23 protein-coding genes and 3 pseudogenes are annotated in these 22,964 nt (G+C 65.5%); 15 read left to right on the forward strand and 11 right to left on the reverse strand.

What is annotated here, in order from left to right; translation table 11 throughout:
- Positions 1 to 157: pseudogene (locus F0Q45_RS13940) on the forward strand (inositol monophosphatase); the annotation flags it as partial.
- A 5-nt stretch (positions 158 to 162) separates the two neighbouring features.
- Here F0Q45_RS13940 and cei read toward each other — a convergent pair.
- Entirely contained in the window at positions 163 to 816 is a 654-nt protein-coding gene (gene cei, locus F0Q45_RS13945) for an envelope integrity protein Cei (protein WP_149654502.1), read from the reverse strand.
- A 183-nt stretch (positions 817 to 999) separates the two neighbouring features.
- Here cei and F0Q45_RS13950 point away from each other — a divergent pair, with 183 nt between their 5' ends.
- Entirely contained in the window at positions 1,000 to 1,302 is a 303-nt protein-coding gene (locus F0Q45_RS13950) for a DUF4193 domain-containing protein (RefSeq protein ID WP_149654503.1), read from the forward strand.
- A gap of 4 nt (positions 1,303 to 1,306) precedes the next feature.
- On the opposite strand, the gene F0Q45_RS13955 is transcribed toward F0Q45_RS13950, so the two are convergent.
- The gene (locus tag F0Q45_RS13955) at positions 1,307 to 1,783 is read right to left on the reverse strand and encodes a DUF3093 domain-containing protein (RefSeq protein WP_149654504.1); all 477 of its coding nucleotides are present in this window, start codon (positions 1,781 to 1,783) and stop codon (positions 1,307 to 1,309) included.
- A 25-nt stretch (positions 1,784 to 1,808) separates the two neighbouring features.
- Here F0Q45_RS13955 and dut point away from each other — a divergent pair, with 25 nt between their 5' ends.
- Both dut and F0Q45_RS13965 read left to right on the forward strand, forming a co-directional pair.
- The gene (gene dut, locus F0Q45_RS13960; RefSeq protein ID WP_149654505.1) at positions 1,809 to 2,273 is read left to right on the forward strand and encodes a dUTP diphosphatase; all 465 of its coding nucleotides are present in this window, start codon (positions 1,809 to 1,811) and stop codon (positions 2,271 to 2,273) included.
- 48 nt (positions 2,274 to 2,321) lie between these two features.
- The gene (locus tag F0Q45_RS13965) at positions 2,322 to 3,119 is read left to right on the forward strand and encodes a DUF3710 domain-containing protein (RefSeq protein WP_149654506.1); all 798 of its coding nucleotides are present in this window, start codon (positions 2,322 to 2,324) and stop codon (positions 3,117 to 3,119) included.
- Positions 3,120 to 3,147: 28 nt separating this feature from the next.
- Here the strand turns inward: F0Q45_RS13965 and F0Q45_RS13970 are convergent, their stop codons facing one another.
- Positions 3,148 to 3,846, reverse strand: coding sequence for an alpha/beta hydrolase (locus tag F0Q45_RS13970; RefSeq protein WP_149654507.1), 699 nt, complete (start codon positions 3,844 to 3,846; stop codon positions 3,148 to 3,150).
- Between the two features lie 145 nt (positions 3,847 to 3,991).
- Here F0Q45_RS13970 and F0Q45_RS13975 point away from each other — a divergent pair, with 145 nt between their 5' ends.
- Together F0Q45_RS13975 and F0Q45_RS13980 are read left to right on the forward strand one after the other, a co-directional pair.
- Positions 3,992 to 4,360 carry an OB-fold nucleic acid binding domain-containing protein gene (locus F0Q45_RS13975; RefSeq protein WP_149654508.1) on the forward strand — a complete coding sequence of 123 codons (369 nt, stop codon included), beginning with the start codon at positions 3,992 to 3,994 and terminating at the stop codon, positions 4,358 to 4,360.
- 32 nt (positions 4,361 to 4,392) lie between these two features.
- The gene (locus F0Q45_RS13980; RefSeq protein ID WP_149654509.1) at positions 4,393 to 5,061 is read left to right on the forward strand and encodes a DUF3159 domain-containing protein; all 669 of its coding nucleotides are present in this window, start codon (positions 4,393 to 4,395) and stop codon (positions 5,059 to 5,061) included.
- A gap of 90 nt (positions 5,062 to 5,151) precedes the next feature.
- On the opposite strand, the gene F0Q45_RS13985 is transcribed toward F0Q45_RS13980, so the two are convergent.
- Positions 5,152 to 5,814 (reverse strand): potassium channel family protein, encoded by a 663-nt coding sequence (locus tag F0Q45_RS13985; RefSeq protein WP_149654510.1) that lies wholly within the window; start codon positions 5,812 to 5,814, stop codon positions 5,152 to 5,154.
- On the reverse strand, positions 5,811 to 6,494 hold the full coding sequence (locus tag F0Q45_RS13990; protein WP_149654511.1) for a potassium channel family protein: 684 nt from the start codon (positions 6,492 to 6,494) through the stop codon (positions 5,811 to 5,813). The genes F0Q45_RS13985 and F0Q45_RS13990 overlap by 4 nt, the downstream gene beginning before the upstream one ends.
- Positions 6,495 to 6,627: 133 nt before the next feature.
- On the opposite strand from F0Q45_RS13990, the gene F0Q45_RS13995 reads away from it, so the two are divergent.
- The 5 genes from F0Q45_RS13995 to F0Q45_RS14015 all read left to right on the forward strand — a co-directional run bounded on the left by F0Q45_RS13995 (position 6,628) and on the right by F0Q45_RS14015 (position 12,361).
- Entirely contained in the window at positions 6,628 to 8,625 is a 1,998-nt protein-coding gene (locus F0Q45_RS13995; protein WP_149654512.1) for an APC family permease, read from the forward strand.
- Entirely contained in the window at positions 8,622 to 9,818 is a 1,197-nt protein-coding gene (locus tag F0Q45_RS14000) for a class I SAM-dependent RNA methyltransferase (RefSeq protein ID WP_149654513.1), read from the forward strand. The genes F0Q45_RS13995 and F0Q45_RS14000 overlap by 4 nt, the downstream gene beginning before the upstream one ends.
- A gap of 184 nt (positions 9,819 to 10,002) precedes the next feature.
- Positions 10,003 to 10,902, forward strand: coding sequence for an ABC transporter ATP-binding protein (locus F0Q45_RS14005; RefSeq protein ID WP_149654514.1), 900 nt, complete (start codon positions 10,003 to 10,005; stop codon positions 10,900 to 10,902).
- A complete protein-coding gene (locus tag F0Q45_RS14010) occupies positions 10,899 to 11,603 on the forward strand; it encodes a fluoroquinolone export ABC transporter permease subunit (protein WP_149654515.1) in 705 nt (234 codons plus the stop codon). Before F0Q45_RS14005 ends, F0Q45_RS14010 begins: the two co-directional genes overlap by 4 nt.
- Positions 11,600 to 12,361, forward strand: coding sequence for an ABC transporter permease (locus F0Q45_RS14015; RefSeq protein WP_188112940.1), 762 nt, complete (start codon positions 11,600 to 11,602; stop codon positions 12,359 to 12,361). Before F0Q45_RS14010 ends, F0Q45_RS14015 begins: the two co-directional genes overlap by 4 nt.
- Here the strand turns inward: F0Q45_RS14015 and F0Q45_RS14020 are convergent.
- From F0Q45_RS14020 to F0Q45_RS14030, 3 genes are read right to left on the reverse strand one after another with little or no spacing between them, the layout of a single operon-like run.
- Positions 12,358 to 13,644, reverse strand: a complete 1,287-nt coding sequence (locus F0Q45_RS14020; RefSeq protein WP_149654516.1) for an ArsB/NhaD family transporter — start codon at positions 13,642 to 13,644, stop codon at positions 12,358 to 12,360. The genes F0Q45_RS14015 and F0Q45_RS14020 overlap by 4 nt on opposite strands.
- 33 nt (positions 13,645 to 13,677) lie before the next feature.
- Positions 13,678 to 14,967 carry an ArsB/NhaD family transporter gene (locus F0Q45_RS14025; protein ID WP_149654517.1) on the reverse strand — a complete coding sequence of 430 codons (1,290 nt, stop codon included), beginning with the start codon at positions 14,965 to 14,967 and terminating at the stop codon, positions 13,678 to 13,680.
- Between the two features lie 43 nt (positions 14,968 to 15,010).
- Positions 15,011 to 15,454, reverse strand: coding sequence for a CBS domain-containing protein (locus F0Q45_RS14030; protein WP_149654525.1), 444 nt, complete (start codon positions 15,452 to 15,454; stop codon positions 15,011 to 15,013).
- A gap of 173 nt (positions 15,455 to 15,627) precedes the next feature.
- Here F0Q45_RS14030 and dxs point away from each other — a divergent pair, with 173 nt between their 5' ends.
- Positions 15,628 to 17,541 carry a 1-deoxy-D-xylulose-5-phosphate synthase gene (gene dxs, locus F0Q45_RS14035; RefSeq protein ID WP_149654518.1) on the forward strand — a complete coding sequence of 638 codons (1,914 nt, stop codon included), beginning with the start codon at positions 15,628 to 15,630 and terminating at the stop codon, positions 17,539 to 17,541.
- On the opposite strand, the gene F0Q45_RS14040 is transcribed toward dxs, so the two are convergent.
- The 3 genes and pseudogenes from F0Q45_RS14040 to F0Q45_RS14050 all read right to left on the reverse strand — a co-directional run bounded on the left by F0Q45_RS14040 (position 17,538) and on the right by F0Q45_RS14050 (position 20,314).
- Positions 17,538 to 18,821 carry an HRDC domain-containing protein gene (locus tag F0Q45_RS14040; RefSeq protein WP_149654519.1) on the reverse strand — a complete coding sequence of 428 codons (1,284 nt, stop codon included), beginning with the start codon at positions 18,819 to 18,821 and terminating at the stop codon, positions 17,538 to 17,540. The genes dxs and F0Q45_RS14040 overlap by 4 nt on opposite strands.
- A 1-nt stretch (position 18,822) precedes the next feature.
- Positions 18,823 to 19,451, reverse strand: a pseudogene (locus F0Q45_RS14045) (DUF3000 domain-containing protein).
- A 50-nt stretch (positions 19,452 to 19,501) separates the two neighbouring features.
- Entirely contained in the window at positions 19,502 to 20,314 is an 813-nt protein-coding gene (locus F0Q45_RS14050) for an enoyl-CoA hydratase/isomerase family protein (RefSeq protein WP_149654521.1), read from the reverse strand.
- A gap of 122 nt (positions 20,315 to 20,436) precedes the next feature.
- Here F0Q45_RS14050 and hemE point away from each other — a divergent pair, with 122 nt between their 5' ends.
- The 3 genes and pseudogenes from hemE to F0Q45_RS29315 all read left to right on the forward strand — a co-directional run.
- Positions 20,437 to 21,486, forward strand: coding sequence for a uroporphyrinogen decarboxylase (gene hemE, locus F0Q45_RS14055; RefSeq protein WP_149654522.1), 1,050 nt, complete (start codon positions 20,437 to 20,439; stop codon positions 21,484 to 21,486).
- Complete coding sequence (locus tag F0Q45_RS14060; protein ID WP_149654523.1) at positions 21,483 to 22,829, forward strand: protoporphyrinogen oxidase; 1,347 nt, start codon at positions 21,483 to 21,485, stop codon at positions 22,827 to 22,829. Before hemE ends, F0Q45_RS14060 begins: the two co-directional genes overlap by 4 nt.
- A 43-nt stretch (positions 22,830 to 22,872) precedes the next feature.
- Positions 22,873 to 22,964: pseudogene (locus F0Q45_RS29315) on the forward strand (hydrogen peroxide-dependent heme synthase); the annotation flags it as partial.

Genomic DNA, 22,964 nt, shown 5'->3' on the forward strand with positions numbered 1-22,964 from the left:
CGGCGCGCTGATAGCGGCCGAGGCAGGAGCCCGGGTGGTGTTGCCCGCCGCGGATGCCCGCGGCGCCGGGTTGGTGCTGGCGGCCGCGCCTGGTATCGCCGACGAGCTGTTGGCCGTGCTCGAGCGACTCAACGCCCTCGAAGCGATCCTGGACTGAATTGGTTAGCAGCTGCTGGTGTGGATTCTTGCAACGAGTGCGGGATCGGTGGGCTGGGTGGCGCCAGGGCGCAGGCTCCCGAGTACGGCGTCGATGTCGTCATTGTGGGCCAGCGTGGTGAAGTCGGTGCCGAGGACGAGGTCGACGGAGTCATCGGCGCGGGTGTCGTGAAACAGCTCAGTACAAGGCGCCACCAGCCACACCGCGGCCGCACTGGCCTGCCCCGCGGTGCCGAAGCGAATCTGACCCTGGCAGGTCAGTCGGGTACCGGCATAGACCGGATCGTTGGCGGCACTCGGTGAGGCGAAGCCCAGATCCTGCAACGCCCCCGCGATATCGGCGGCTTGACCGCCCCGGCCGCTGGCGTTCAGGACGTGCACCTTGGTATCGCTGAGTCGAGCGGGCGTGACATCTGTCATATCGGTCCGCGACACTCGCTCACCGAGCTGGGCAGGTGCTGTCGACTCGGCCGGTTGCGGCGGCGGGTTGCAGGCTGCGGGTTCGTGGACGTCTGCGTGGCGTGTCAGGGCAACTGTCCACACCCCGGCGGTCACCACCACCAGCAGGGTCACCACCACCAAGGCGGGCCGGGAATTGCGACGCCGAAATGGCCGACCGTGCTTGTCGAAGGCGGTACCCTCGGTGATTTGTGCGACCACATGTGCACTCTAATCCGCTCGCCAAGGGCGCCGTTGTGGACGGATCACCATGGCGGATCCCTGGGTGTGATGTAAATCACAGTTGAATCGAGCGGGATACGGGCACGAATCATTTGGTGGATGCGTTCGACGCTGGTACAAAGCGTTGCTTGAACAGATGCGGGCATGCGAGGGGACGGAAAAATGCCTACCGACTATGACGCTCCACGGCGCGGCGAGGCCGACGATGTGTCGGAGGATTCGCTGGAGGAGCTCAAAGCGCGACGTAACGAGGCGGCGTCGGCCGTGGTCGACGTGGACGAGTCCGAGTCCGCCGAGTCGTTCGAGCTGCCGGGTGCCGACTTGTCTGGTGAAGAGCTGTCGGTGCGTGTCATCCCGAAGCAGGCGGACGAGTTCACCTGCTCGAGCTGCTTCCTGGTGCAGCACCGCAGCCGGCTGGCCAGCGAGAAGAACGGCGTGATGATTTGTACCGACTGCGCGGCCTGACGGGTCAGCTCCGCAGTGCCGACAGCACCCGCTTGGGGTGACGGCAGCTCACCAGCCAGTACGGCGTCGGGTCCTCGGGGTCGTCGAGGACTAGTAACACCATCGGGCCGACCCACGCCCGATGGAGCACGAATGCCGCCGGGTCAAGTTGGCGGCCCAGCGCAGCGGACTTCGCCGTGCACGGGATCGCTGCGGAGCGGGAGACCACGGTGAGGGGCAAATGCGCTGCGCCGGCCCACAACTCGACGCCGGCATCGGTGCCAATGACTCGGATCTCCACCCGGCCCAGCCACAACAGCGCGCCGGTCGCGATAGCGAACAGGGTCGCGTACGGGAGCCAGTCGGGCAGCGCCCGAACACCTAGGTTGACCTCGAACGCGATCAGCGCCGCCAGAGCGAGGCCCAGCGGCCACCACCACCAGGGCACCCATAGTCGTTCGCGATATCGCACACTGTGCGGCGCGACGCGCGTACCGGACATCCAGTCAAGAGTAGTCTGTGGCCCCGTGTCGACCAGTCTGGCTGTTGTCCGCCTTGATCCCGGGCTTCCGCTGCCCAGCCGCGCTCATGACGGCGACGCCGGGTTAGACCTCTATAGTGCCGAAGATGTTGTGCTGGCGCCGGGGCAGCGTGCCTTGGTGCGAACGGGTGTTGCGGTCGCCGTTCCGTTTGGGATGGTGGGACTGGTTCATCCCCGGTCGGGCTTGGCCTCCCGCGTGGGCCTTTCGATCGTCAATAGTCCCGGCACCATCGATGCGGGCTACCGTGGTGAGATCAAGGTCGCGTTGATCAACCTTGACCCGGCCACGCCGATCGTCGTGCGTCGTGGCGACCGTATCGCCCAGCTGCTGGTGCAGCGGGTCGAGTTGGTCGAGTTGGTTGAAGTCGAGTCGTTCGACGAGGCCGGGCTGGCCCGGACAACCCGTGGCAATGGTGGTCACGGCTCATCCGGCGGTCATGCGAGTCTGTAAGGCCGGCAACGATGCAGAGCGAAGCGATGAGGAGGAGCGGCCCTCGCGATGGCATTCGGTAAACGAGTACGCAAGAAGGACAGTGCAGCCACTTTCCTCGAGCCAGAGACGCCCGAGCCAGAGACGCCGGAGCCACCGGCCGCGGCGGCGCCTACGGCAGCTGAGCAGGCCGCCGACGACGGTGCAGAGTTGGTGGGTCCGTTCGACATCGAAGATTTCGACGACCCGTCGGTGGCGGCGCTGGCCCGGCTTGACTTGGGCTCGGTGCTCATTCCCATGCCAGCAGCGGGCCAGCTGCAGGTCGAGCTGACCGAACACGGGGTTCCCAGCGCGGTCTGGGTCGTCACTCCGAACGGGCGCTTCACCATCGCCGCCTACGCGGCCCCGAAGTCCGCCGGGCTGTGGCGTGAGGTGGCCAGCGAGCTCGCCGAGTCGCTGCGTAAGGACTCGGCTGCGGTCGCCATCAAGGACGGCCCATGGGGCCGGGAAGTGATCGGCACCGCCTCGGGTGTGGTCTGCTTCATCGGAGTCGACGGTTACCGGTGGATGGTCCGCTGTGTGGCGAACGGCCCACCCGAGACCATTGACGCGCTCACCGGTGAGGCTCGTGAGGCGCTGACCGACACCGTGGTCCGCCGCGGGGACACCCCGTTGCCGGTACGGACCCCATTGCCGGTGCAGCTGCCCGAGCCGATGGTGGCGCAGCTGCGTGAGGCGGCTGCCCTGGGGGAACCACCCGCTGGCGGGGGACAGGCGCAAGCGGAGCAGCAGACCGGCGCTGCAGAGCCACGCCGCGGTACCGAGGGCTCGGCGATGCAGCAGTTGCGCAGCACCACCGGCGGCTAGGACGCGGCGCTGGCCGCTAGATGGGCCGCTAGATAGCGGCCAGCGCCGCCAGGCACGCGGCCCCCAGGGCGGCGGGGTCTACGCCGATCTGGTCCAGCGTGACTGTGCGCAGTGCTGCGTGCGGAGCGGCGGTCGCCCAGTCAACACCGACGTGCAGCGGGTGGATGGGATCATCGACGGCCGCGGCCACCCCCAGCGGTGCGCTGAGCTGCTGCAGGTCAGTGCGGCTTGGGGCAACAAAGGCTGCGGCTTCCTCCATGGCGCCGGGTAGTTGCGGCCACTGAACCCGCCAGGACCGGGCCAGCTCATCGGCCAACCAGGGTGGACTGGATGCCCGCAGCTGCGTCGTCGTCGCGGCCAGACCGTCGCGCCGTAACTGTGAGGCTGTATAGCGAGCCGCATGGGCGGCGGGCGCTGCACCAGGTGCCCCGGTCCAGGCCGGCAGCGCGGCCAGGATGGCGACGGTGCGGTCGGGATGGGCCAGCGCCCACGTGACAGCCACAGCTGCCCCGATCGAGACACCACCAACGGCGATCGGGCCAGTGCATGCGGCGTCGTCCAGGGCCGCCAGGTAGCCGTCAATCAGGTGCCCCGGCTGTGGGGCAGCTGCCACCAGCGCCGCCCCGACCCTCTGCAGTGGCCCGGAAAAAGCCCGGTAGACGTAGTCTTCGTCGGAACCGGTTCCCGGCAACACCACAGTGGTGATCCCGCGAAACTCGACCGGCATCCCTTGATAGTGCCCGGTCGGTGCGGGTACACCGACGTCGGTGCATCCATCCAGTGGCGTACGGGAACCAACAGGTCTACGGTGACCGTTGGCAGAGTTGGAATGCTAGAGCTTCCGTAACGACGTTGGAGTGTCAGGAGAGGCCATGGGGGCCCAAGGTTATCTGCGCCGGCTGACCCGTCGGTTGACGGAAGCCCCGGAACAACGCGACGTCGAAGAGTTGTCCGACGAAGTGCTCAATACCGGAGCGCAGCGCGTCATCGACTGCCAGCGTGGCCAGGAGGTCACGATGGTGGGCACGTTGCGCAGCGTGGAAACAAATGGCAAGGGTTGCGTCGGTGGTGTCCGCGCCGAGTTGTTCGACGGCAGCGACACGGTGACGCTGGTGTGGTTGGGACAGCGCAAGATCCCTGGCATCGACTCGGGTCGCACGCTGCGGGTGCGCGGGCGGTTGGGCAAGTTGGAAAACGGGAGCAAAGCCATCTACAACCCGCACTACGAAATTCAGCGGTGACCGCCACTAGGTCCGACGCGCATGGCCCCGGTATGAGCGGTAATCGCGTAACTGCCGAACGCTTGCTGGCACAGGCCGGCGGGGTGAGCGGTCTGGTCTATTCTTCGCTGCCGGTGGTGATGTTCGTCGCCGTCACCAGTGTCGCCGGGTTGTTGCCCGCGATTGGTTCTGCGCTGGGCGTGGCCGCACTCGTACTGCTGCTGCGGCTGATTCGGCGGGAGTCCACGCAGCCGGCGGTCTCCGGATTCTTTGGGGTTGCGGTGTGCGCGTTGATCGCCTTCCTGGTGGGTCAGTCCAAGGGCTACTTCCTGCTGGGCATCTGGATGTCGCTGCTGTGGGCGGTGGTGTTCGCGCTGTCGGTTCTGATCCGCCGGCCGGCGGTCGGTGTTCTCTGGAACTGGGCTAGCGGGCGTGGTCGCGGCTGGCGTGACGTGCCCAGGGCGGTCTACGCGTTTGACATCGCCACGCTGGGTTGGACGCTGGTCTTCGCTGCCCGCTTCATCGTCCAGCGGCTTCTCTACGATGCCGACAAGACTGGGTGGTTGGGGGTTGCGCGGATCGGGATGGGCTGGCCATTGACCGCGATGGCGGCGCTGGCGACCTATGCGGCCATCAAGGCCGCCCAGCGGGCGTTGCCGGTCCCGGAAGAAGCGGCGACGGCCGGAAACACAGAAATCGATACCGAGGTTGGCCGCGACTAGGTCGCGAGCAGTTTCACTGCGCGTTGACGGCTTTGAGTGTGCATAGCAGGCGGGGTTGCGGCGATTGGGCCCGCCCTGGCCGCACTCCGGTTAGGTGGATGGCAGTAACAGCCGGCTGAGCTCTTCCTCGGCCTCGGTGACTGCGACGAAAAGCAACTCGTCGCCACCTTCCAGCGGTTCGTCGGCCTGCGGCACGATGACGCGTGACCCGCGCAGGATTGTCACCAGCACGGCATCCCGCGGCAATTGCAGCTTGCGCACCGGTTTGCCGCCCCACGGCGTGTCGTCGGGCAGGGTGATCTCCACCAGGTTGGCCTGACCTTTGCGGAATTCCATCAGCCGCACCAGGTCTCCCACGGCCACGGCCTCCTCGATCAGTGAGGCCAGCATCCGCGGTGTGGATACCGCCACGTCGACACCCCAGGCGTCGGTGAACAGCCATTCGTTGCGGGGATCGTTGACCCTGGCCACCACCCGCGGCACCGCGAATTCGGTCTTGGCCAGCAGGCTGAGCACCACGTTGACCTTGTCGTCACCGGTAGCGGCGACGACGACATCGAAGTCCTCGAGGTGCACCGATTCCAGCAGACTCAGCTCGCAGGCATCGCCCAGTAGCCAATCGGCTGTTGGGATGGCGTCGGGATCGAGGTGGTCGCGGCTGCGCTCGATCAGGGTGACGTCATGCCCGTTCCCGAGAAGTTCGCGAGTGACGGAGCGGCCGACAGCGCCAGCCCCGGCGACAACGACTTTCATTTGCGCTGCCCTGACTCGAAGTCCTCACTGGGCGGCAGCGCCGCAATGGCCACGGCCTCGGCCGCCCGCCCGGATATGGCGGCGACGTAGACCTGGTCTCCGGCCTGCAGGATTGTCTTCGGCTCGGGCAGCACGCCGGTTCCGAATCGGATTAAGAACGCCACCCGGGCGCCGGTGGCCTGCTCCAACTCGGTGACCCGATGCCCAATCCAGTCTTCGTGCAAGACGACCTCGGCGACGGCGACGGTACCGGTCGGATCGCGCCACTTGGCGGTTTCGGTTTCCCGGAGCAGCGCGTTGAGCAGCCGATCGGTGGTCCATGGCACGGTGGCAATCGTGGGGATGCCGAGCCGTTCGTAGACCTCGGCGCGTTTGGCATCGTAGATGCGGGCGACGACACGCGGCACACCGAAGGTTTCGCGGGCCAGCCGGGCCGAAATGATGTTGGAGTTGTCTCCGGAGGACACCGCGGCGAACGCGTCTGCCTCCTCAATACCTGCACGTAGCAGCACATCCCGGTCGAATCCCTGGCCCAGCACTCGCTCGCCGGCGAACTCGGGGCTGAGCCGGTTGAAGGCGGTGCTGTCGCGGTCGATGACCGCGACATCGTGGCCGATTCGGGACAGCGCGTCGGCCACCGATGAACCCACCCGGCCGCACCCCATCACTACCACTCGCACTTGACGTCCTCTCGGGCCATATCCTGCGCGTCCTACCCAATCGGCAACCACGGTGGCCGTCCGATTGCGGTGCGGAAAATTCTCGCCTAGGGAACGCTACCGTCCAAGCCGTCGGGGCTTACCCTTGGCTCTCGTGTCCAAACTTTCCACCGCCGCCCGCAGGTTGCTGATCGGCCGGCCGTTTCGCAGCGACCGGCTGAGTCACACGCTACTGCCCAAGCGGATCGCCTTGCCGGTGTTCGCCTCGGATGCAATGTCGTCGGTGGCCTATGCCCCCGAGGAGATCTTCCTGATGCTCTCGGTGGCCGGCCTCGCAGCCTACTCGATGGCACCGTGGATAGCGCTGGCGGTGGCTGCGGTGTTGCTGGTGGTGGTATCCAGTTACCGGCAGAATGTGCACGCCTATCCCTCCGGTGGCGGGGACTACGAAGTGGTCAGCACCAATTTGGGCGACACCGCGGGCCTCGTCGTCGCCAGCGCGTTGATGGTGGATTACGTCCTCACCGTGGCGGTTTCCATAGCGTCGGCGATGTCCAACATCGGTTCCGCGATCCCGTTCGTGTACGAGCACAAAGTGCTTTTTGCAGTGAGCGCCATCGTGCTAGTCACGGCGATGAACCTACGCGGCGTTCGAGAATCCGGGCTGGCATTCGCCATCCCGACCTACGCGTTCATCGTTGGGATCGGCGCGATGCTCGCGTGGGGTTTGTTTCGGATTTACGTGCTGGGCAACCCGCTGCGGGCCGAATCCGCGGGGTTTGTCATGCATGCCGAACACGGCAAGGTCGTCGGTATCGCGCTGGCGTTCCTGGTGGCTCGCTCGTTCTCCTCGGGCTGTGCGGCGCTGACCGGTGTGGAGGCGATCAGCAATGGAGTACCGGCCTTTCAGAAGCCGAAGTCCCGCAACGCTGCGACGACATTGCTGCTGTTGGGGACCATCGCGGTGACCTTACTGATGGGTATGGTCGCACTGGCCGTCGAGACCAAGGTCCAACTTGTTGACGACCCCGACACCCAGTTGACCGGCGCCCCGCCGGGCTACCAACAGAAGACGCTGGTGGCTCAGCTGGCCCAGACCGTGTTCGGCGGCTTCCACATTGGATTTTTGCTCATCGCAGCGGTCACGGCGCTGATCCTGGTGTTGGCCGCCAACACCGCGTTCAACGGCTTCCCAGTGCTTGGTTCCGTGTTGGCGCAGCACAGCTACCTGCCGCGCCAGCTGCACACCCGCGGTGACCGGCTCGCTTTCTCCAACGGCATCCTGTTCCTGTCGGCGTCGGCGATCGCGGCGGTGGTGGCATTCCGCGCCGAACTGACCGCGTTGATTCAGCTTTACATCGTCGGCGTGTTCATTTCCTTCACGCTGAGCCAGATCGGGATGGTGCGACATTGGACCCGGCTGTTGCGCACTGAGACCGATCCTGCGGCGCGCAGCAAGATGATCCGCTCACGGGTGGTCAACGCTGTCGGCTTGCTGTCCACCGGCGCCGTCCTGCTCATCGTCTTGGTCACGAAATTCCTTGCGGGGGCCTGGATCGCGATTGTCGCCATGGGTGCACTGTTCATGATGATGAGGCTGATCCGTCGTCACTACGACACGGTCAATCGAGAACTGGCCGAACAGGCCGCGGCTCAGGGCAATGAAATTGTCCTGCCCAGCCGCAATCACGCGGTGGTCCTGGTGTCGAAGTTGCATCTGCCTACCCTGCGCGCCCTGGCCTATGCGCGAGCGACCCGACCCGACGTACTCGAGGCTGTCACGGTTAGCGTCGACGATGCCGAAACGCGTGATCTGGTGCACCAGTGGGAGGAAAGCGATATCAGCGTGCCGCTCAAAGTGATCGCTTCGCCGTACCGTGAAATCACGCGTCCGGTACTTGACTATGTCAAGCGGCTCAGCAAGGAGTCGCAACGCACTGTGGTGACGGTGTTCATCCCGGAGTACGTGGTGGGCCGTTGGTGGGAGCAGTTGTTGCACAATCAAAGTGCGCTACGGCTTAAGGGCCGGCTGCTGTTCATGCCCGGGGTGATGGTGACTTCGGTTCCCTGGCAACTGACTTCGTCGGAGCGAGTCAAGACGCTGCAACCGCATGTTGCTCCCGGCGATGCGCGGCGAGGCATTTTCGATTGACGTTGCACGACGCGCCCGAGCTGACATTGGTCACCGGTGCCCCGGCAAACGGTGGCAGCTGCGTGGCACGTTACGACGGCCGGGTGATTTTCGTGCGCCATGCCTTGCCCGGGGAACGAGTCCGGGCAAGGATCGTGGCGCAGCGCCAATCTTATTGGCATGCAGAGGTTGTCGATGTGATCGACCCCTCTCCCGGCCGGATCGAGTCACAGTGCCCGATCGCCGGAGTGCATGGCGCTGGTTGTTGCGATCTGGCGTTCGCTAACCTGGAAGCGGCGCGGGCTTTCAAGGCGCAGGTGGTGGCCGAGCAGCTGCAGCGGCTCGGTGGGTACAACTGGCTCGGCCTGATGGAACCGGTGTCGGACGCCGGCCCGACGGGCTGGCGTACCCGCGTTCGGCTCGCGGTGGGACCACACTGCCAGGTCGGCTTTCACCGCTACCACAGCCACGCTTTGGTGACCGATCTGCGGTGTGGGCAGTTACCCACCGGAATGCTCGACGGCCTGAATTCGGGACGCGCCTGGCCTCCGGGTGGCCAGGTGCATGTGGTGCTCGACGACGATGGCCGGCGCCACGTGCTGCTCACCGTGCGTCACGGTCGGCGAATCACCATCAGCGCGGTCGAGGGTGATTATCGCGCAACGCAGCGGGTCGGCGCACGCAGCTGGCGGTTGCCGGTGACGGCCTTCTGGCAGGCTCATCGCGATGCGGCAGGCGTGTACAGCAACCTGGTCGCGGATTGGGCTCAGGCTACTGCCGAGATGACGGCCTGGGATCTCTACGGTGGTGCCGGCGTTTTCGCCGCGGCACTGGGTGAGGCGGTGGGAGAGTCCGGACAGGTGTTGACCGTCGACAGCGCGCGTACCGCATCGCGAGCCGCCCAAGGGGCGCTGGCTGATCTGCCGCAGGTAGCTGTGATCAATGACTCGGTGCGCCGGGCGCTGCAGCGGCAACCGGCCGGCGCCGACATAGCAGTGTTGGATCCGCCGCGGACCGGCGCCGGGCGCGATGTGATCAACCTGCTGGCCGCCGCCGGGGTGCCCCGGATTGTGCATATCGGTTGTGAGGCAGCATCTTTCGGACGTGATATCGGTCTGTACATCGCTCAGGGCTATGCCATTGAGAAGATCAAGGTGTTCGATGCCTTCCCCTTGACTCATCACGTGGAGTGCGTTGCGCTGTTGACCCGCTAGCGCCCAGCGCCCCCCTACCGAGGCCGCCCCGGGCCTCGGCGCACGGTGGGCACGGGTTCGGCACCACCACCGCAGTCTCGCTGCACCCCGGTGCGGCCGGGGTCTTCAGTATGCTGGCGACGGCGCTCCGGGAAGTCTGGTCGGAACACGGTAACCGTTATTCACACGGTGGACGGAAGGGCGCATGGACGACCTCGAGCTGGCAGTATCGGACCCGACGGGCGAAGTAGTCCGGGTCCAAGAACTCACCTTCACCTATCCCAAAGCGCCGGCGCCGGCGGTGAACGGCATGGATTTCACCGTGGGCCGCGGGGAAATTTTTGGTTTCCTCGGTCCCAGCGGTGCGGGTAAGTCGACGACGCAGCGGATTCTCATCGGCCTGCTGGGCGGTCACGGCGGCGAGGTTACGGTGTGGGGAAAAGAACCGGCAGCCTGGGGATCCGACTACTACGAGCGCATCGGCGTGTCGTTCGAGCTGCCCAATCATTATCAGAAGCTGACCGGGTTGGAGAATCTGGGTTTCTTCGCTTCACTGTATGCACAACCAACCCTGGACCCGATGCAGCTGCTGGATGCCGTCGGTCTGGCCGACGACGCCCACACCCGGGCGGGTAAGTACTCCAAAGGCATGCAAATGCGACTGACATTCGCCAGGTCGCTGCTCAACGATCCCGAATTGCTGTTCCTCGACGAACCGACTTCGGGTCTGGATCCGGTCAACGCCCGCACCATCAAGGGCATGATCCGGGATTTGAAAGCACGCGGCCGCACGGTATTTCTCACCACGCACGACATGGCGACCGCCGACGAGCTATGTGACCGAGTGGCTTTCGTCGTCGACGGGAAGATCGTCGCGTTGGACCGGCCCGCCGAACTGAAGATCGCTCGCAGCCGGCGTTTGGTCAGGGTCGAATACCGCGGCGGCGACGGCGGCTTGCGCGCTGCCGAATTTCCGATGGACACCTTGGCGGATGACCCGGGGTTTCATGAGGTGCTACGCAGTCACCACGTGGAAACCATCCACAGCAGGGAAGCCAGCCTCGACGACGTCTTCGTCGATATCACCGGCCGGCGGTTGTCATGATCCGCCTGATAGCCGCGCTGCGGCTGGAGCTGACGCTGCAAGCCCGGCAGCGATTCCTGCACGCGGCGATATTCTCCGGATTGATCTGGCTGGCGGTGCTGCTACCGATGCCGGCCCACCTGCGTGCAGTCGCCGAGCCGTATGTGCTTTCCGGCGACATCACCATCATCGGATTCTTCTTCGTGGCCGGTGCGGTGTTCTTCGAAAAACAGGAGCGCACGCTGAGCGCGGTGATTGCCAGCCCGCTGCGGTTCAGTGAGTACCTGGCCGCTAAGCTGGCTGTGCTGCTGATGATCTCGCTCGCCGTGGCGGTAACGGTGGCCACCATCGCCGATGGGTTTTCCTATCATGCGGCGCCGATGCTGGCCGGGGTGGGACTGGGGACGGTGTTGATGTTGCTGGTCGGCTTCATCAGCTCGTTGCCGTTCAGCTCGATCAGCGACTGGTTTCTGACGGCCACCATTCCGCTGGCCGTGATGAACCTTCCGCTGCTGAACTACTCCGGTCTGTGGCCGAACCCGATGCTGTATCTGCTGCCTACCCAAGGACCGTTACTGTTACTCGGCGCGGCCTTCGACCAGCTGAGCCTGGCGCCGTGGCAGATCGGCTACGCGGTGTTGTACCCCACGGTGTGGGTGGCGACGTTATTTCGGGCGGCTGATCTGATGTTCACCCGCTACGTCGTGAAGGCTGGCGGATGATGAAGAGTAATATCACGCGGGCACTGGTCTGCTTCGGACGCAACGACCTTCGTGGTACCTACCGTGATCCGTTACTGGTCATGATCGTTGTCGCGCCGGTCATCTGGACTAGCGCCGTGGCGCTGTTGACTCCACGGGCGACCGCGATGTTGGCCCGCCGCAATGGCTTCGACTTGATTCCTTACTACCCGTTGATATTGACCGGATTTCTGCTGTTGACCAGTATCATCATCGTCGGCGGCCTGGCTGCGTTCCTCATCCTGGATGAGGTTGACGCCGGCACCCTGACTGTGCTGCGGGTCACCCCGGTGCCGTTGTCGACTTTCTTCGCCTATCGCGCAGCTACCGTCCTGGTGATCACTACCGGCTACGTCGTGGCGACAATGTCGTTTAGTGGCATACTCGAGCCGGGCTTGGTGCCGTCGCTGATCCCGATCGGACTGCTGTCAGGTCTATCGGCGGTGGTCACATTGCTACTCATTGTCACCTTGGCGAACAACAAGATTCAGGGTTTGGCCGCTGTTCGCGCTTTGGGTATGCTGATCGCGGGCTTGCCCTGCGTGCCGTGGTTCATCCCTTCTGCCTGGAGCGTCGCATTCGGGGTGCTTCCGCCGTACTGGGCCGCCAAGGCGTTCTGGGTGGCAAGCGATCACGGAACGTGGTGGCCGTATCTCATTGCGGGTACGGCTTATAACCTAGCCAGTGCCGGGGCGCTGTTTCGCCGCTTCCACGCCAAGTACGTGGCCTTCGCGGCCTAACCGAACATGAAGTAGCGCAGCCACAGGTAGACCGCCGATAGCGAAATCGAAACCGCAGTCACCACAATGCCTTTGCGAGTAAACTCCCAGAACGAGATGGGAGTGCCCGCACGCCGGGCGATTCCCAGCATCACGACGTTGGCGCTGGCCCCGACAGCGGTCAAGTTACCGCCGAAGTCGGCGCCCAAAGCCAGCGCCCACCACAGCACGTCGGAGTCCACTTGACCCGGCATGCCCGCGACCAGTTCGGTGACGATCGGTGTCATCGTGGCGACGTAGGGAATGTTGTCGATGATGCCGGACACCGGCGCTGATACGCCGAGGATCAAGAATACGGTGAGTACTTCATTGCCGCCGGTCAACTCGGTTGCTCCCCGGGCCATCTTGTCAACGACGCCGGTTTTCACCAGAGCCCCAATCATGATGAACAACCCCGCGAAGAACAGCAGGGTGTCCCATTCGACGCTGGACAGGTAATCTGAGCGCCCCAGTCCCGAGATCGCGATCAGGATGCCGGCTCCCAGCAGCGCCACCACGGACGGCTGGATATGCAGCACCGGATGGGCGACGAAGGCCACGAACACCAGCAGCAGTACGACACCGCACTTGATGAGCAGCCGGGTATCGCGGATCGCTTCGCGCTCGTCCAGTGACATCACATCGGCGATGCGATCGGCGTCGACCGTGACGGACTTGAACAGCAGCGGTAACAGGGCGACGAAGACGGCGAGCACGATCAGCACGATCGGCGTCATGTGAACCAGAAAGTCGTTGAACGACAATCCCGCTCGGCTGGCGATGATGATATTGGGCGGGTCGCCAACCAAGGTCGCCGCACCGCCGATGTTGGAGGCAAAGACCTCGGCCATCAAGAAGGGCGCCGCGTTGATTGCTAGCCGGTCACACACCAGCAACGTCACAGGCGCAATCAACAACACCGTGGTGACGTTGTCCAGCATCGCTGACCCGAACGCCATGACCAGCACAAGCAGGATCATGATCCGTCGTGGCGAGGCATTGGCGCGTTTGACCGCCCAGATCGCGACGTATTCGAAGATGCCGGTCTGGCGCAGCACGCCGACGATGATCATCATGCCGACCAGCAAAAAGATGACATCCCAGTCGATTCCGGTATCGGCCGAGTAGAACGCATCGTGCGAGCCGACGATCCGCAGGGCGAGCATGATGCCCGCACCGGCCAGCGCCACCAAGGTCTTGCTGATCCGGTCGCTGGCGATCAGCGCATAGGCGACCACGAACACCGTGATGGCGATGACACTCATCGGCTGCCCTCCCTGGCTCCTGCTGCGATCCGGTCAAGCCAAGACGAAGTAGCGCACCCACAGGTAGAGCGCCGCCATGGCCAGCGACATCGTCGTGACCACAATGCCCTTGCGGGTGAACTCCCAAAACGAAATGGGAGTGTCGGCTCGCTTGGCGATGCCCAGGATAACGACGTTGGCGCTGGCTCCGATGGCGGTGAGATTGCCGCCGAAGTCGGTGCCCAGCGCCAGCGCCCACCACAACACGTCCGGGTTGCCCCGATCGATCAGCGCCGGGACCAGCTCTGCCACGATCGGAGTCATCGTCGCGGCATAAGGGACGTTGTTGACGATCCCGCTGATCACCAACGAGGCGACCAGAATCACCATCGTCGCCAACAGCGTGTCACCGCGGGTAGCGGTCACCGCCAACTGCGCCATCTGTTTGACGACACCGGTCTTCACCAAGGCTCCGACCATGATGAACAGGCCGGCAAAGAACAGCAGGGTGTCCCACTCGACGCTGGACAGGTAATCGGAATGCTCCAATTGGGATAGGACGACCAGGATGCCGGCGCCGATGAGCGCCACCATAGAGGGCTTGACGTGTATCGCCGAGTTCGCCACGAAAGCCGCGAACACCGCTACCAGGACGACTCCACACTTGATCAGCAGCCCGTGATCGCGGATGGCCTCCTTTTCTTCCAGCGACATGACGTCGTTGACCCGCGCGGGATCGACGGCAAATGCGCCGGGAAAAAGGCGCGGCAAGACCAGCACAAACACGGCGATCACGATCATCACGATTGGGGTCAAATGGATCAGAAAGTCGTTGAACGACAGGCCGCCCCTGCTCGCGATGACGATGTTGGGGGGGTCGCCGACCAACGTCGCGGTACCGCCGATATTCGACGCGAACGCCTCGGCCATCAGGAAAGGTGCCGCGTTGATCGCCAGCCGGTCGCATACCAGCAACGTCACCGGGGCGATCAGCAACACCGTGGTGACGTTGTCGAGCAAGGCCGACGCGATCGCGGTGACCAGGACCAGCAGGATCATGATGCGCAGCGGCGAGCCGCGGGCCCGCTTGGCCGCCCAGATAGCGACGTATTCGAACACACCGGTCTGGCGCAGCACGCTGACGATGATCATCATGCCGAGCAGCAAAAAGATGACGTCCCAATCGATCCCGGTCTCATGGGAATAGAAGACGTCCTCGGAATTGATGATCGGCAGCGCCACCACGAGCGCTGCCCCCGTGAGCGCGACCAGCGTCTTGTTCACACGCTCGCTGGCAATTAGCGCGTAGGCGGCCACGAATATCGCGAGCGCGAACACACTCATCGGATAGTTGCCTGCAGGTCGTTGGTCGCGGGGTCCAGTACGATCAACGCTTCAGCGCCGCCGCTAGCAGGCGCGATGCCGTGATCACCCCGTGCAACCTGCCGTCTTTGACCACCGCGAGTAACGGGCTGTGTAGCCGGGCCATAATCGCTGCCACCTCGATGATGGTGTCGTCGGCATTGACTGGGGGAACGTCGACCAGGTGGTCGGGCAACACGTCGCGCACCGTCTTGCCGCTCAACTTGTCGGCACAGCGGTCAGCCATCGATTCGTTGAGCACGCCGGCCAGCGAAGGATCGTCCTGAACGTAGCGGGGCACAATGAATCGCACCACCTGAGAGGCCGGCAGCACCGCGTACGGTTTTCCGGACGGCTTGGTGACCAACAGCCCAGGCAGGCGATGCTCAGCGAGCATGCGCGCAGCATCCAGCGCGTTCGAATTGATGTCGACGACCGGAAAATCTTCTGCGATGTCCTCGGCACGCATAGTGCGACGATACGTCGCTGGTGCGGTTATCGGCAGCTCAGTTGTGGCCATGGTCTTCTTTCGCGTCGCACTTACAGCTAGCCGCCGACCAGGCTTCCCGGCTCACCGGTCACTGACGGTATCAAGCTCGCTAACGGGGGGCTCGATGGGCGTTGGCTGCGTACACTGGCGGGATGCTGCAACAGATTCGTGGACCCGCCGATCTGCAGCACCTTTCCCAGGTTCAGCTACGCGAGCTGGCCGAAGAAATCCGCGATTTCCTGATCCACAAGGTTGCCGCCACCGGGGGACACCTCGGACCCAATCTTGGGGTCGTCGAGCTGTCGCTGGCGCTGCATCGGGTGTTCGATTCACCGCACGATCCGATCATTTTCGATACCGGCCACCAGGCGTACGTGCACAAGATGTTGACCGGACGCGCCCACGATTTCGAAAGCCTGCGAAAAAAGGGCGGCCTGTCCGGCTATCCTTCCCGTGCCGAAAGCGAACACGACTGGGTGGAATCCAGCCACGCCAGCGCCGCGCTGTCCTATGCCGACGGTCTGGCCAAGGCATTCGAGTTGACCGGGCACCGCAATCGGCATGTGGTCGCGGTGGTCGGCGACGGCGCGCTCACCGGGGGCATGTGCTGGGAAGCGCTGAACAATATCGCCGCCTCGCACCGGCCGGTAATTATCGTCGTCAACGACAACGGGCGCAGCTACGCGCCAACGATCGGGGGCGTCGCCGATCATCTGGCTAAGCTGCGGTTGCAGCCCGGCTATGAGCAGATGCTGGAAAAGGGCCGCGACGTAGTGCGTGCCGTGCCGCTGGTCGGCGAGGTCTGCTACCACTTCCTGCACAGCGTCAAGGCCGGCGTCAAGGACTCCCTGTCCCCGCAGTTGCTGTTCACCAACCTTGGGCTCAAGTACGTCGGCCCGGTCGACGGCCACGACGAACGCGCGGTGGAGGTCGCGTTGCGCAGTGCCCGCGGCTTCGGCGGCCCGGTGATCGTGCATGTGGTCACCCGCAAGGGCATGGGTTACGCCCCGGCCGAAGCCGACCAGGCCGAGCAGATGCACTCCACGGTCCCGATAGACCCGCTCACCGGGCAGGCCACCAAGGTGTCAGGCCCGGGCTGGACGACCACCTTTTCCGACGCACTGATCGGCTACGGCCACAAGCGCCGCGACATTGTCGCCATCACCGCGGCCATGCCGGGGCCCACTGGGCTCACTGCGTTCGGGCAGCGCTTTCCGGACCGGCTGTTCGACGTTGGCATCGCCGAACAACATGCGATCACCTCGGCAGCCGGGCTGGCGATGGGCGGGATGCACCCGGTTGTGGCGATCTATTCGACGTTTCTGAACCGGGCGTTCGACCAAGTCATGATGGACGTGGCGCTGCACAAGCTGCCGGTCACCATGGTGCTGGACCGAGCTGGGATCACCGGTTCGGATGGCGCCAGCCACAACGGCATGTGGGATTTGTCGATGCTCAACATCGTGCCGGGCATTCGGGTGGCTGCACCCAGAGACGCCAGCCGGCTGCGTGAGGAACTGGGTGAGGCGCTCGACGTCAAAGACGGCCCGACGGTGCTGCGATTCCCCAAAGGCGATGTGGGCGAAGATATTCCAGCTTTGGAGCAGCGAGCGGGCCTCGATGTTCTCGCGGTTCCCGCCGATGGCCTGAATCACGACGTGCTGCTGGTGGCTGTCGGTGCATTCGCCTCGATGGCGTTGGCTGTGGCCAAGCGACTACACAATCAGGGCATCGGGGTGACGGTGATCGACCCGCGCTGGGTGTTGCCAGTATCCGAGGGTGTGTGTGAACTGGCGGCGCAGCACAAGGTGCTGGTCACGTTGGAAGATAACGGCGTCAACGGTGGTGTGGGGTCGGCGGTGTCGGCCGCCATGCGTCGCGCCGCGATCGACGTGCCCTGCCGCGACGTCGGGCTGCCGCAGCGGTTCTTTGATCACGCGTCGCGGGACGAGGTATTGGCTGATTGCGGATTGACTGACCAGGACGTGGCCCGCCGGATCACCGGCTGGGTCGCCGCGCTGGGAGCTAGCGTTTCCGAAGCCGAGATGACGGAGCACCTCGACTAGCGGTTGTCGGTCGGCGGTCCCGCTTCGGCCCCAGTCACCGCCGCGGCTAGAATCGGGACCACCAATTCGCGCTGCCACGCCCGCGCCTGGCCGGCACGCAAGAATTCGTCGACTGCCCTGATCGGGTCTTCGGTATCCACCCATTCCCAGCACAACCGCCGCACCAGCTCGGGCGACACCACATTCTCCGTCGGCACCCCGACCCGCTGTGACAGCTCGGCGAGCGCCGCCCGGACCGCCTCCAGCCGTGCCGCCGCCTCGGGCTTTCGCCTGCTCCATCGCGCGGGAAGCGGGGGACCAGTGGCCGACTCGGTCAACTCGGGCGGTGTCGGGTTTTCTCGGGCCGCTTGCAGCGCCGCCAACCATATCGCTGCATTGCGGCGCTGGTTGCGCCCGCCGAACACCGGCAAGGCGACGAGGTCCGCAACCGAGCGTGGGTCGGCGATGGCCGCTTCGATGATGGCCGAGTCCGGCAGAATCCGCCGGGGCGCGATGTCGCGCCGCTGGCCGATTCCGTCGCGCGCGGTCCACAGCTCGCGAACCGCTGCCAGGCCTCGCCGGTCGCGCACTTTATGGATCCCGGAGGTGCGGCGCCACCGATCCGGGCGGGCCGACGCCGGCACCCACCGCGACTCGAGCGTCCGAAGAAACTCGAATTCCTCTGCAGCCCAGTCGGTTTTACCTTGCTCCGCCAGCACTTGCGAGATCGCCTCGCGCAGTTCGATAAGCAGCTCCACATCCAGCGCGGCGTAGTTGAGCCAGGCCGAAGGCAACGGCCGCTTGGACCAATCGGCGGCGCCGTGCCCTTTGGCCAGCCCGAATCCCAATAGCCGCTCGACCATGGTCGCCAGGTTGACCCGGTCGAAACCGGCCAGGCGCCCGGCGAGCTCGGTGTCGTAGAGCGACGGCGGGTGCATGCCGACCTCGGCCAAACACGGCAGATCCTGATCGGCGGAATGCAGGATCCACTCGTCGGTGCTCAGCACCTCGGCGACCGGCCGCAGCGCGGTCACCGGATCGTGGTCGTGGCTTGCCGGGTCGATGAGTACGGTGCCGGCACCGGCCCGGCGGATCTGGATCAGATACGCCCGATTGGAGTAGCGAAATCCCGACGCCCGCTCGGCGTCTACGGCAAAGGGTCCGCTGCCGCGGTCTAGCAGCTTTGCTGCCGCCTCAATCTGGCCAGCTGTCACCGCGAGGTCCGGTATCCCGCTCGCGGGGTTCAGTAGCGGCGTCGGTTCGGATTCCGTGCCGGGCGGATAGGGCTCCGGGTCGAACATTTCAGGCGCGTGACCGCGAGCCCAGGTCCACGACGCCCGACGGCGGCAGGCCGGCGGCGTGCTCGAGCACTTCGCAGAACGCCTCGACGTGACTGCTTACCTCGGGGGTGGCCGCGGTCCACGACGCTCGCAGCTCGAGCTGGTGGGCGCGCGGCGGTCCGGAGATGTCGCCGTAGCGCACCGACGTGGTAGCGGTGACTGTGCCGCCCAACGCCGTCACCCGTTCGGTGCGCGACTCGAGCGCCTCGACCAGCCAACTCCACGCCACCTCCGGCAGCAGTGGGTCGATTGCCTCGTGCGAGTCCAGGTCCGCTTGGACGTAGGCGACCAGCCGAATGGTGCCGTCCCAGGCGTCGGCGCCCTCGGGATCGTACAGCAGGATCAGTCGACCGAACGCGTCGCCTTCGGATCGCTCCGGGACTATTTCGAGTTCGGGATACTTGACCTCGGCTCCCAGCGCGTAGCTGTATGGTGCCAGGCGTTGCGGCGGGCGAATGGGTCCGAGCTCGATCTCCGGGCGCACGGTGACAGCATTCATGGCCGCTACCGCCTGGCGGAACGGGGTCGGCTCGGCAGAGGTCACGAGCGCCGCTCCTCTTCGCTGCGCTCTCTATCGTCGGCGCGGGTCACAAAACTCGACGGTAGACCTATCGCCCAACCCCCGTGAACAGGCGCGCCGATCACGTTTCGCTGGCGGGGGCGCTGCCGAAGCGCGCCGGGCGCTTCTCGCGATGGGCTGCCAGGCCTTCCCGCACGTCGGGGCCACTGAATCCGAGGAATTCCAGGCCGAGCGACGTTTCGAAGGTGGGGCCGAACATCCGGTACCAGTGGTTCAGGCTGCGCTTGGTCCATTGGATCGCGTGCTGCGCGCCCTGCGCCAGCGTGTCGGCAAGGCGGATTGCGGTCGGCAGCACTTCGTCGTCGTCGACGCAGGTCGAGACCAGGCCGATGCGCTCGGCTTCCTCGCCCAGCAGCGTCTCGCAGGTCAGCAGGTAGTACTTGGCCTTGGCCATGCCAACCAGCAGCGGCCAGCAGATCGCGGCATGATCTCCAGCAGCGACGCCGAGCCGGGTGTGGCCGTCGATGATCTTCGCGGTCCGGCCCGCGACGGAGATGTCAGCGAGCAACGCCACCACCAGACCCGCGCCCACAGCCGGACCGCGAATCGCCGACACCACCGGCTTGTCCATATTGATCAAGTTGAGCACCAGGTCGCGGGCCTCGCGCATGATGCGGAGTCGGCCCTCGTAGTCACCTATCGTTTCGTCGATCAGGTCGAAGCTGCCGCCGGAGGAAAATGCGGCGCCTTCCCCGCGGACCAGCACCACACGCACGGCCGGGTCGCGATCGATCACCGGCCAGATGTCGGCAAGGTCGCGGTGCAGCTGCGGTCCCACCGCGTTCAGCCCGGGGGAGTCGAGCACCAGGTTCAGCACGCCGTTGTCGTTGGGTTCACAGCGCAGGCTGGGGAAGTCCTGGTAGCTACGTGGCATCGGCGCTCCTGGGGTTCAACGGTTGCCGGGTCGATGGTACGCAGCTCTTGGGTGGTAACCGATAGCCCGTGGCGCGGAGCGCTGGCGCGCCGTGTCCTTCGATCATGGCAGCATTGAGGCCAATGAGTACCCGTCGCGAGCTTTCGCACGCGCCCTATCTGGCCGCGGTGGCCGGCCGCAAACCCACCCGAGTACCGGTGTGGTTCATGCGCCAGGCCGGCCGCTCGCTGCCGGAATACCGCGCGCTACGAGCCCAGCACAACATGCTGGCGGCCTGCTTTGATCCCGAGCTGGTGTGCGAGATCACCCTGCAACCGGTGCGCCGCCACGACGTCGACGCGGCGATACTGTTCTCCGACATCGTGGTGCCCCTGCTGGGCGCGGGCGTCGACCTGGACATCGTGCCCAATGTCGGGCCGGTCATCGCCTCCCCGGTGCGCGCCGCGACTGATGTCGGTGCGCTTGGACCCCTCGAGCTGCGACGGGTCCAGCCGGTGTCGGACGCGGTGACATTACTGGTGGCCGCGCTCGGCGACGTCCCGCTGATCGGGTTCGCCGGCGCGCCGTTCACCCTGGCGTCCTACCTGATCGAAGGTGGTCCGAGCCGCCACCACGCCCGCACCAAGGCAATGATGTCGGCCGACCCCAACAGCTGGCATGCGCTGATGGAAAAGCTGACCGACATCACCGTCGGCTTCCTGCGGGTGCAGCTCGACGCCGGAGTCGACGCGATCCAAATTTTCGACTCGTGGGCGGGAGCCCTGTCGCTGGCTGATTACCGCCAGTACGTGCAGCCGCACAGCGCGCGGATCTTCAGCGCGCTGGCCGAGCATGGCGTACCGATGACGCATTTCGGTGTGGGCACCGCCGAGCTGCTGGGCGCAATGTCCGAGGCCGGGGCAACCGTCATCGGCGTGGACTGGCGGACCGCATTGGTCGATGCCGCCGCCAGGGTGCGACCCGGTACGGCGCTACAGGGCAACCTTGACCCGGTGGTGGTGCTGGCGGGCTGGCCGGTGGTGGAGCGTGCCGCACGGGCCGTCGTCGACGACGGACGCCGCGCCGTCGACGCGGGTGCGACCGGACACGTCTTCAACCTCGGACACGGAGTGCTGCCGGACACCGATCCTGGCGTGCTGACCGACCTGGTTTCGCTGGTCCACTCGCTATGACTCGATCGTACTGTGTTGTCGGAGGCGGGATTTCAGGGTTGACCGCGGCCTATCGAATACGGGCGGCAGCTGGTGACGATGCGACCATTACGGTATTGGATCCCGCCGACCGGCTCGGCGGAATCTTGCGCACCGAGCGCGTCGGCGGTCAGCCGATGGATCTGGGCGCCGAAGCGTTCGTGCAGCGCCGGCCCGAGATCCCCGCGCTGCTGGCCGAGCTCGGCCTGTCGTCGCGGCAACGCAGCACCACCGGCGTGCGTCCGGTGATCTACAGCCAGCACGAGTTGCGCCCGTTGCCAACCGGCACGGTAATGGGCATCCCGTCGTCGGCGACGTCACTGATCGGTCTGGTCGACGCGGCCACGATTGCAATGATCGAGGCCGAATCTGGGCGCCCGTTGCGCTGGCAGCCGGGCAGCGATCCCACGGTGGCGGAGCTGGTGGCCGATCGATTCGGCGTGCAGACGGTGGTTCGCTCGGTGGATCCGCTGCTGTGTGGGGTGTATGCGGGCTCGGCGGCGACGATCGGGCTGCGCGCGGCCGCGCCCAGTGTGGCCGAAGCCCTCGACTGCGGCGCCACCAGCCTGACCGCCGCGGTTCGGCAGGTGTTGTTGCCGGCCGGCGACGGGCCAGTATTCGGTGCGATTGCGGGCGGCTACCAGGTACTGGTGGACGAGTTGGTTACCCGCAGCCGGCTGAACTGGGTACGCGCCGCGGTGCAGGAACTCAACCGACGCGACGAGCGCTGGGAGCTGCGCGACGAAACCGGCGCCTGCTGGCACGCCGACGCGGTGATTTTGGCGATCCCGGCCGCGCGGCTGGCGTGCCTGGTGGGGGGTATCGCGCCGCACACCGCGGCGGCGGCGAGCCGGATCGTGAGTGCTTCGTCGGCGGTGGTGGCGCTTGCCTTGCCGGCGGATACTGCGTTGCCGCAGTGTTCTGGTGTGCTGGTGGCTAGCGGCGAGCCGCTGCACGCCAAGGCGATCACCCTGTCGTCGCGCAAGTGGGGCGCCGATGGTGACGTGCAGTTGCTGCGGTTGTCGTTTGGGCGATTCGGTGACGACCTGGCCGAGCGCGCATCCGACGACGAGTTGCGTGCCTGGGCGCTCGACGACCTGGCTACGGTGTTCGGCGTGGCCGCAACACCGGTCGACTTTCGCGTGCAGCGCTGGATCGAAGCGATGCCGCAGTATGGGCCCGGCCATGCGGATGTGGTCGCCGAGCTGCGCGCCGGGCTACCGTCGACCGTGGCCGTGGCCGGCAGCTATCTGGACGGCATCGGTGTGCCGGCGTGTGTCGCGGCGGCCGGTCGCGCGGTTGCCAGCGCCTTCGAGGCCTGGTGAGGCCTCGAGCAGGGCCAAGCGCTCAAGTGGCACGATAGGTGCCATGGCACGCCTAGACTACGACGCTCTCAACGCGACGATCCGCTACCTGATGTTTTCGGTGTTTTCGGTGCGGCCCGGCGAACTCGGCGAGCA

Origin of the sequence: Mycobacterium simiae (assembly GCF_008370645.1) — a bacterium.
GTDB lineage: Bacteria > Actinomycetota > Actinomycetes > Mycobacteriales > Mycobacteriaceae > Mycobacterium > Mycobacterium simiae_A.

Coding starts and splice junctions, on each gene's coding strand:
- F0Q45_RS13985 (WP_149654510.1), bottom strand. CDS start 5,814: ATGAAAGTCGTTGTCGCCGGGGCTGGCGCTGTCGGCCGCTCCGTCACT.
- F0Q45_RS13980 (WP_149654509.1), top strand. CDS start 4,393: ATGAGCGGTAATCGCGTAACTGCCGAACGCTTGCTGGCACAGGCCGGC.
- F0Q45_RS14040 (WP_149654519.1), bottom strand. CDS start 18,821: ATGTTCGACCCGGAGCCCTATCCGCCCGGCACGGAATCCGAACCGACG.
- F0Q45_RS14010 (WP_149654515.1), top strand. CDS start 10,899: ATGATCCGCCTGATAGCCGCGCTGCGGCTGGAGCTGACGCTGCAAGCC.
- F0Q45_RS13965 (WP_149654506.1), top strand. CDS start 2,322: ATGGCATTCGGTAAACGAGTACGCAAGAAGGACAGTGCAGCCACTTTC.
- hemE (WP_149654522.1), top strand. CDS start 20,437: ATGAGTACCCGTCGCGAGCTTTCGCACGCGCCCTATCTGGCCGCGGTG.
- F0Q45_RS14060 (WP_149654523.1), top strand. CDS start 21,483: ATGACTCGATCGTACTGTGTTGTCGGAGGCGGGATTTCAGGGTTGACC.
- F0Q45_RS13975 (WP_149654508.1), top strand. CDS start 3,992: ATGGGGGCCCAAGGTTATCTGCGCCGGCTGACCCGTCGGTTGACGGAA.
- F0Q45_RS14030 (WP_149654525.1), bottom strand. CDS start 15,454: ATGCGTGCCGAGGACATCGCAGAAGATTTTCCGGTCGTCGACATCAAT.
- F0Q45_RS14005 (WP_149654514.1), top strand. CDS start 10,003: ATGGACGACCTCGAGCTGGCAGTATCGGACCCGACGGGCGAAGTAGTC.
- dxs (WP_149654518.1), top strand. CDS start 15,628: ATGCTGCAACAGATTCGTGGACCCGCCGATCTGCAGCACCTTTCCCAG.
- F0Q45_RS14050 (WP_149654521.1), bottom strand. CDS start 20,314: ATGCCACGTAGCTACCAGGACTTCCCCAGCCTGCGCTGTGAACCCAAC.
- F0Q45_RS14015 (WP_188112940.1), top strand. CDS start 11,600: ATGATGAAGAGTAATATCACGCGGGCACTGGTCTGCTTCGGACGCAAC.
- F0Q45_RS14025 (WP_149654517.1), bottom strand. CDS start 14,967: ATGAGTGTGTTCGCGCTCGCGATATTCGTGGCCGCCTACGCGCTAATT.
- F0Q45_RS13950 (WP_149654503.1), top strand. CDS start 1,000: ATGCCTACCGACTATGACGCTCCACGGCGCGGCGAGGCCGACGATGTG.
- F0Q45_RS13955 (WP_149654504.1), bottom strand. CDS start 1,783: ATGTCCGGTACGCGCGTCGCGCCGCACAGTGTGCGATATCGCGAACGA.
- F0Q45_RS14020 (WP_149654516.1), bottom strand. CDS start 13,644: ATGAGTGTCATCGCCATCACGGTGTTCGTGGTCGCCTATGCGCTGATC.
- F0Q45_RS13970 (WP_149654507.1), bottom strand. CDS start 3,846: ATGCCGGTCGAGTTTCGCGGGATCACCACTGTGGTGTTGCCGGGAACC.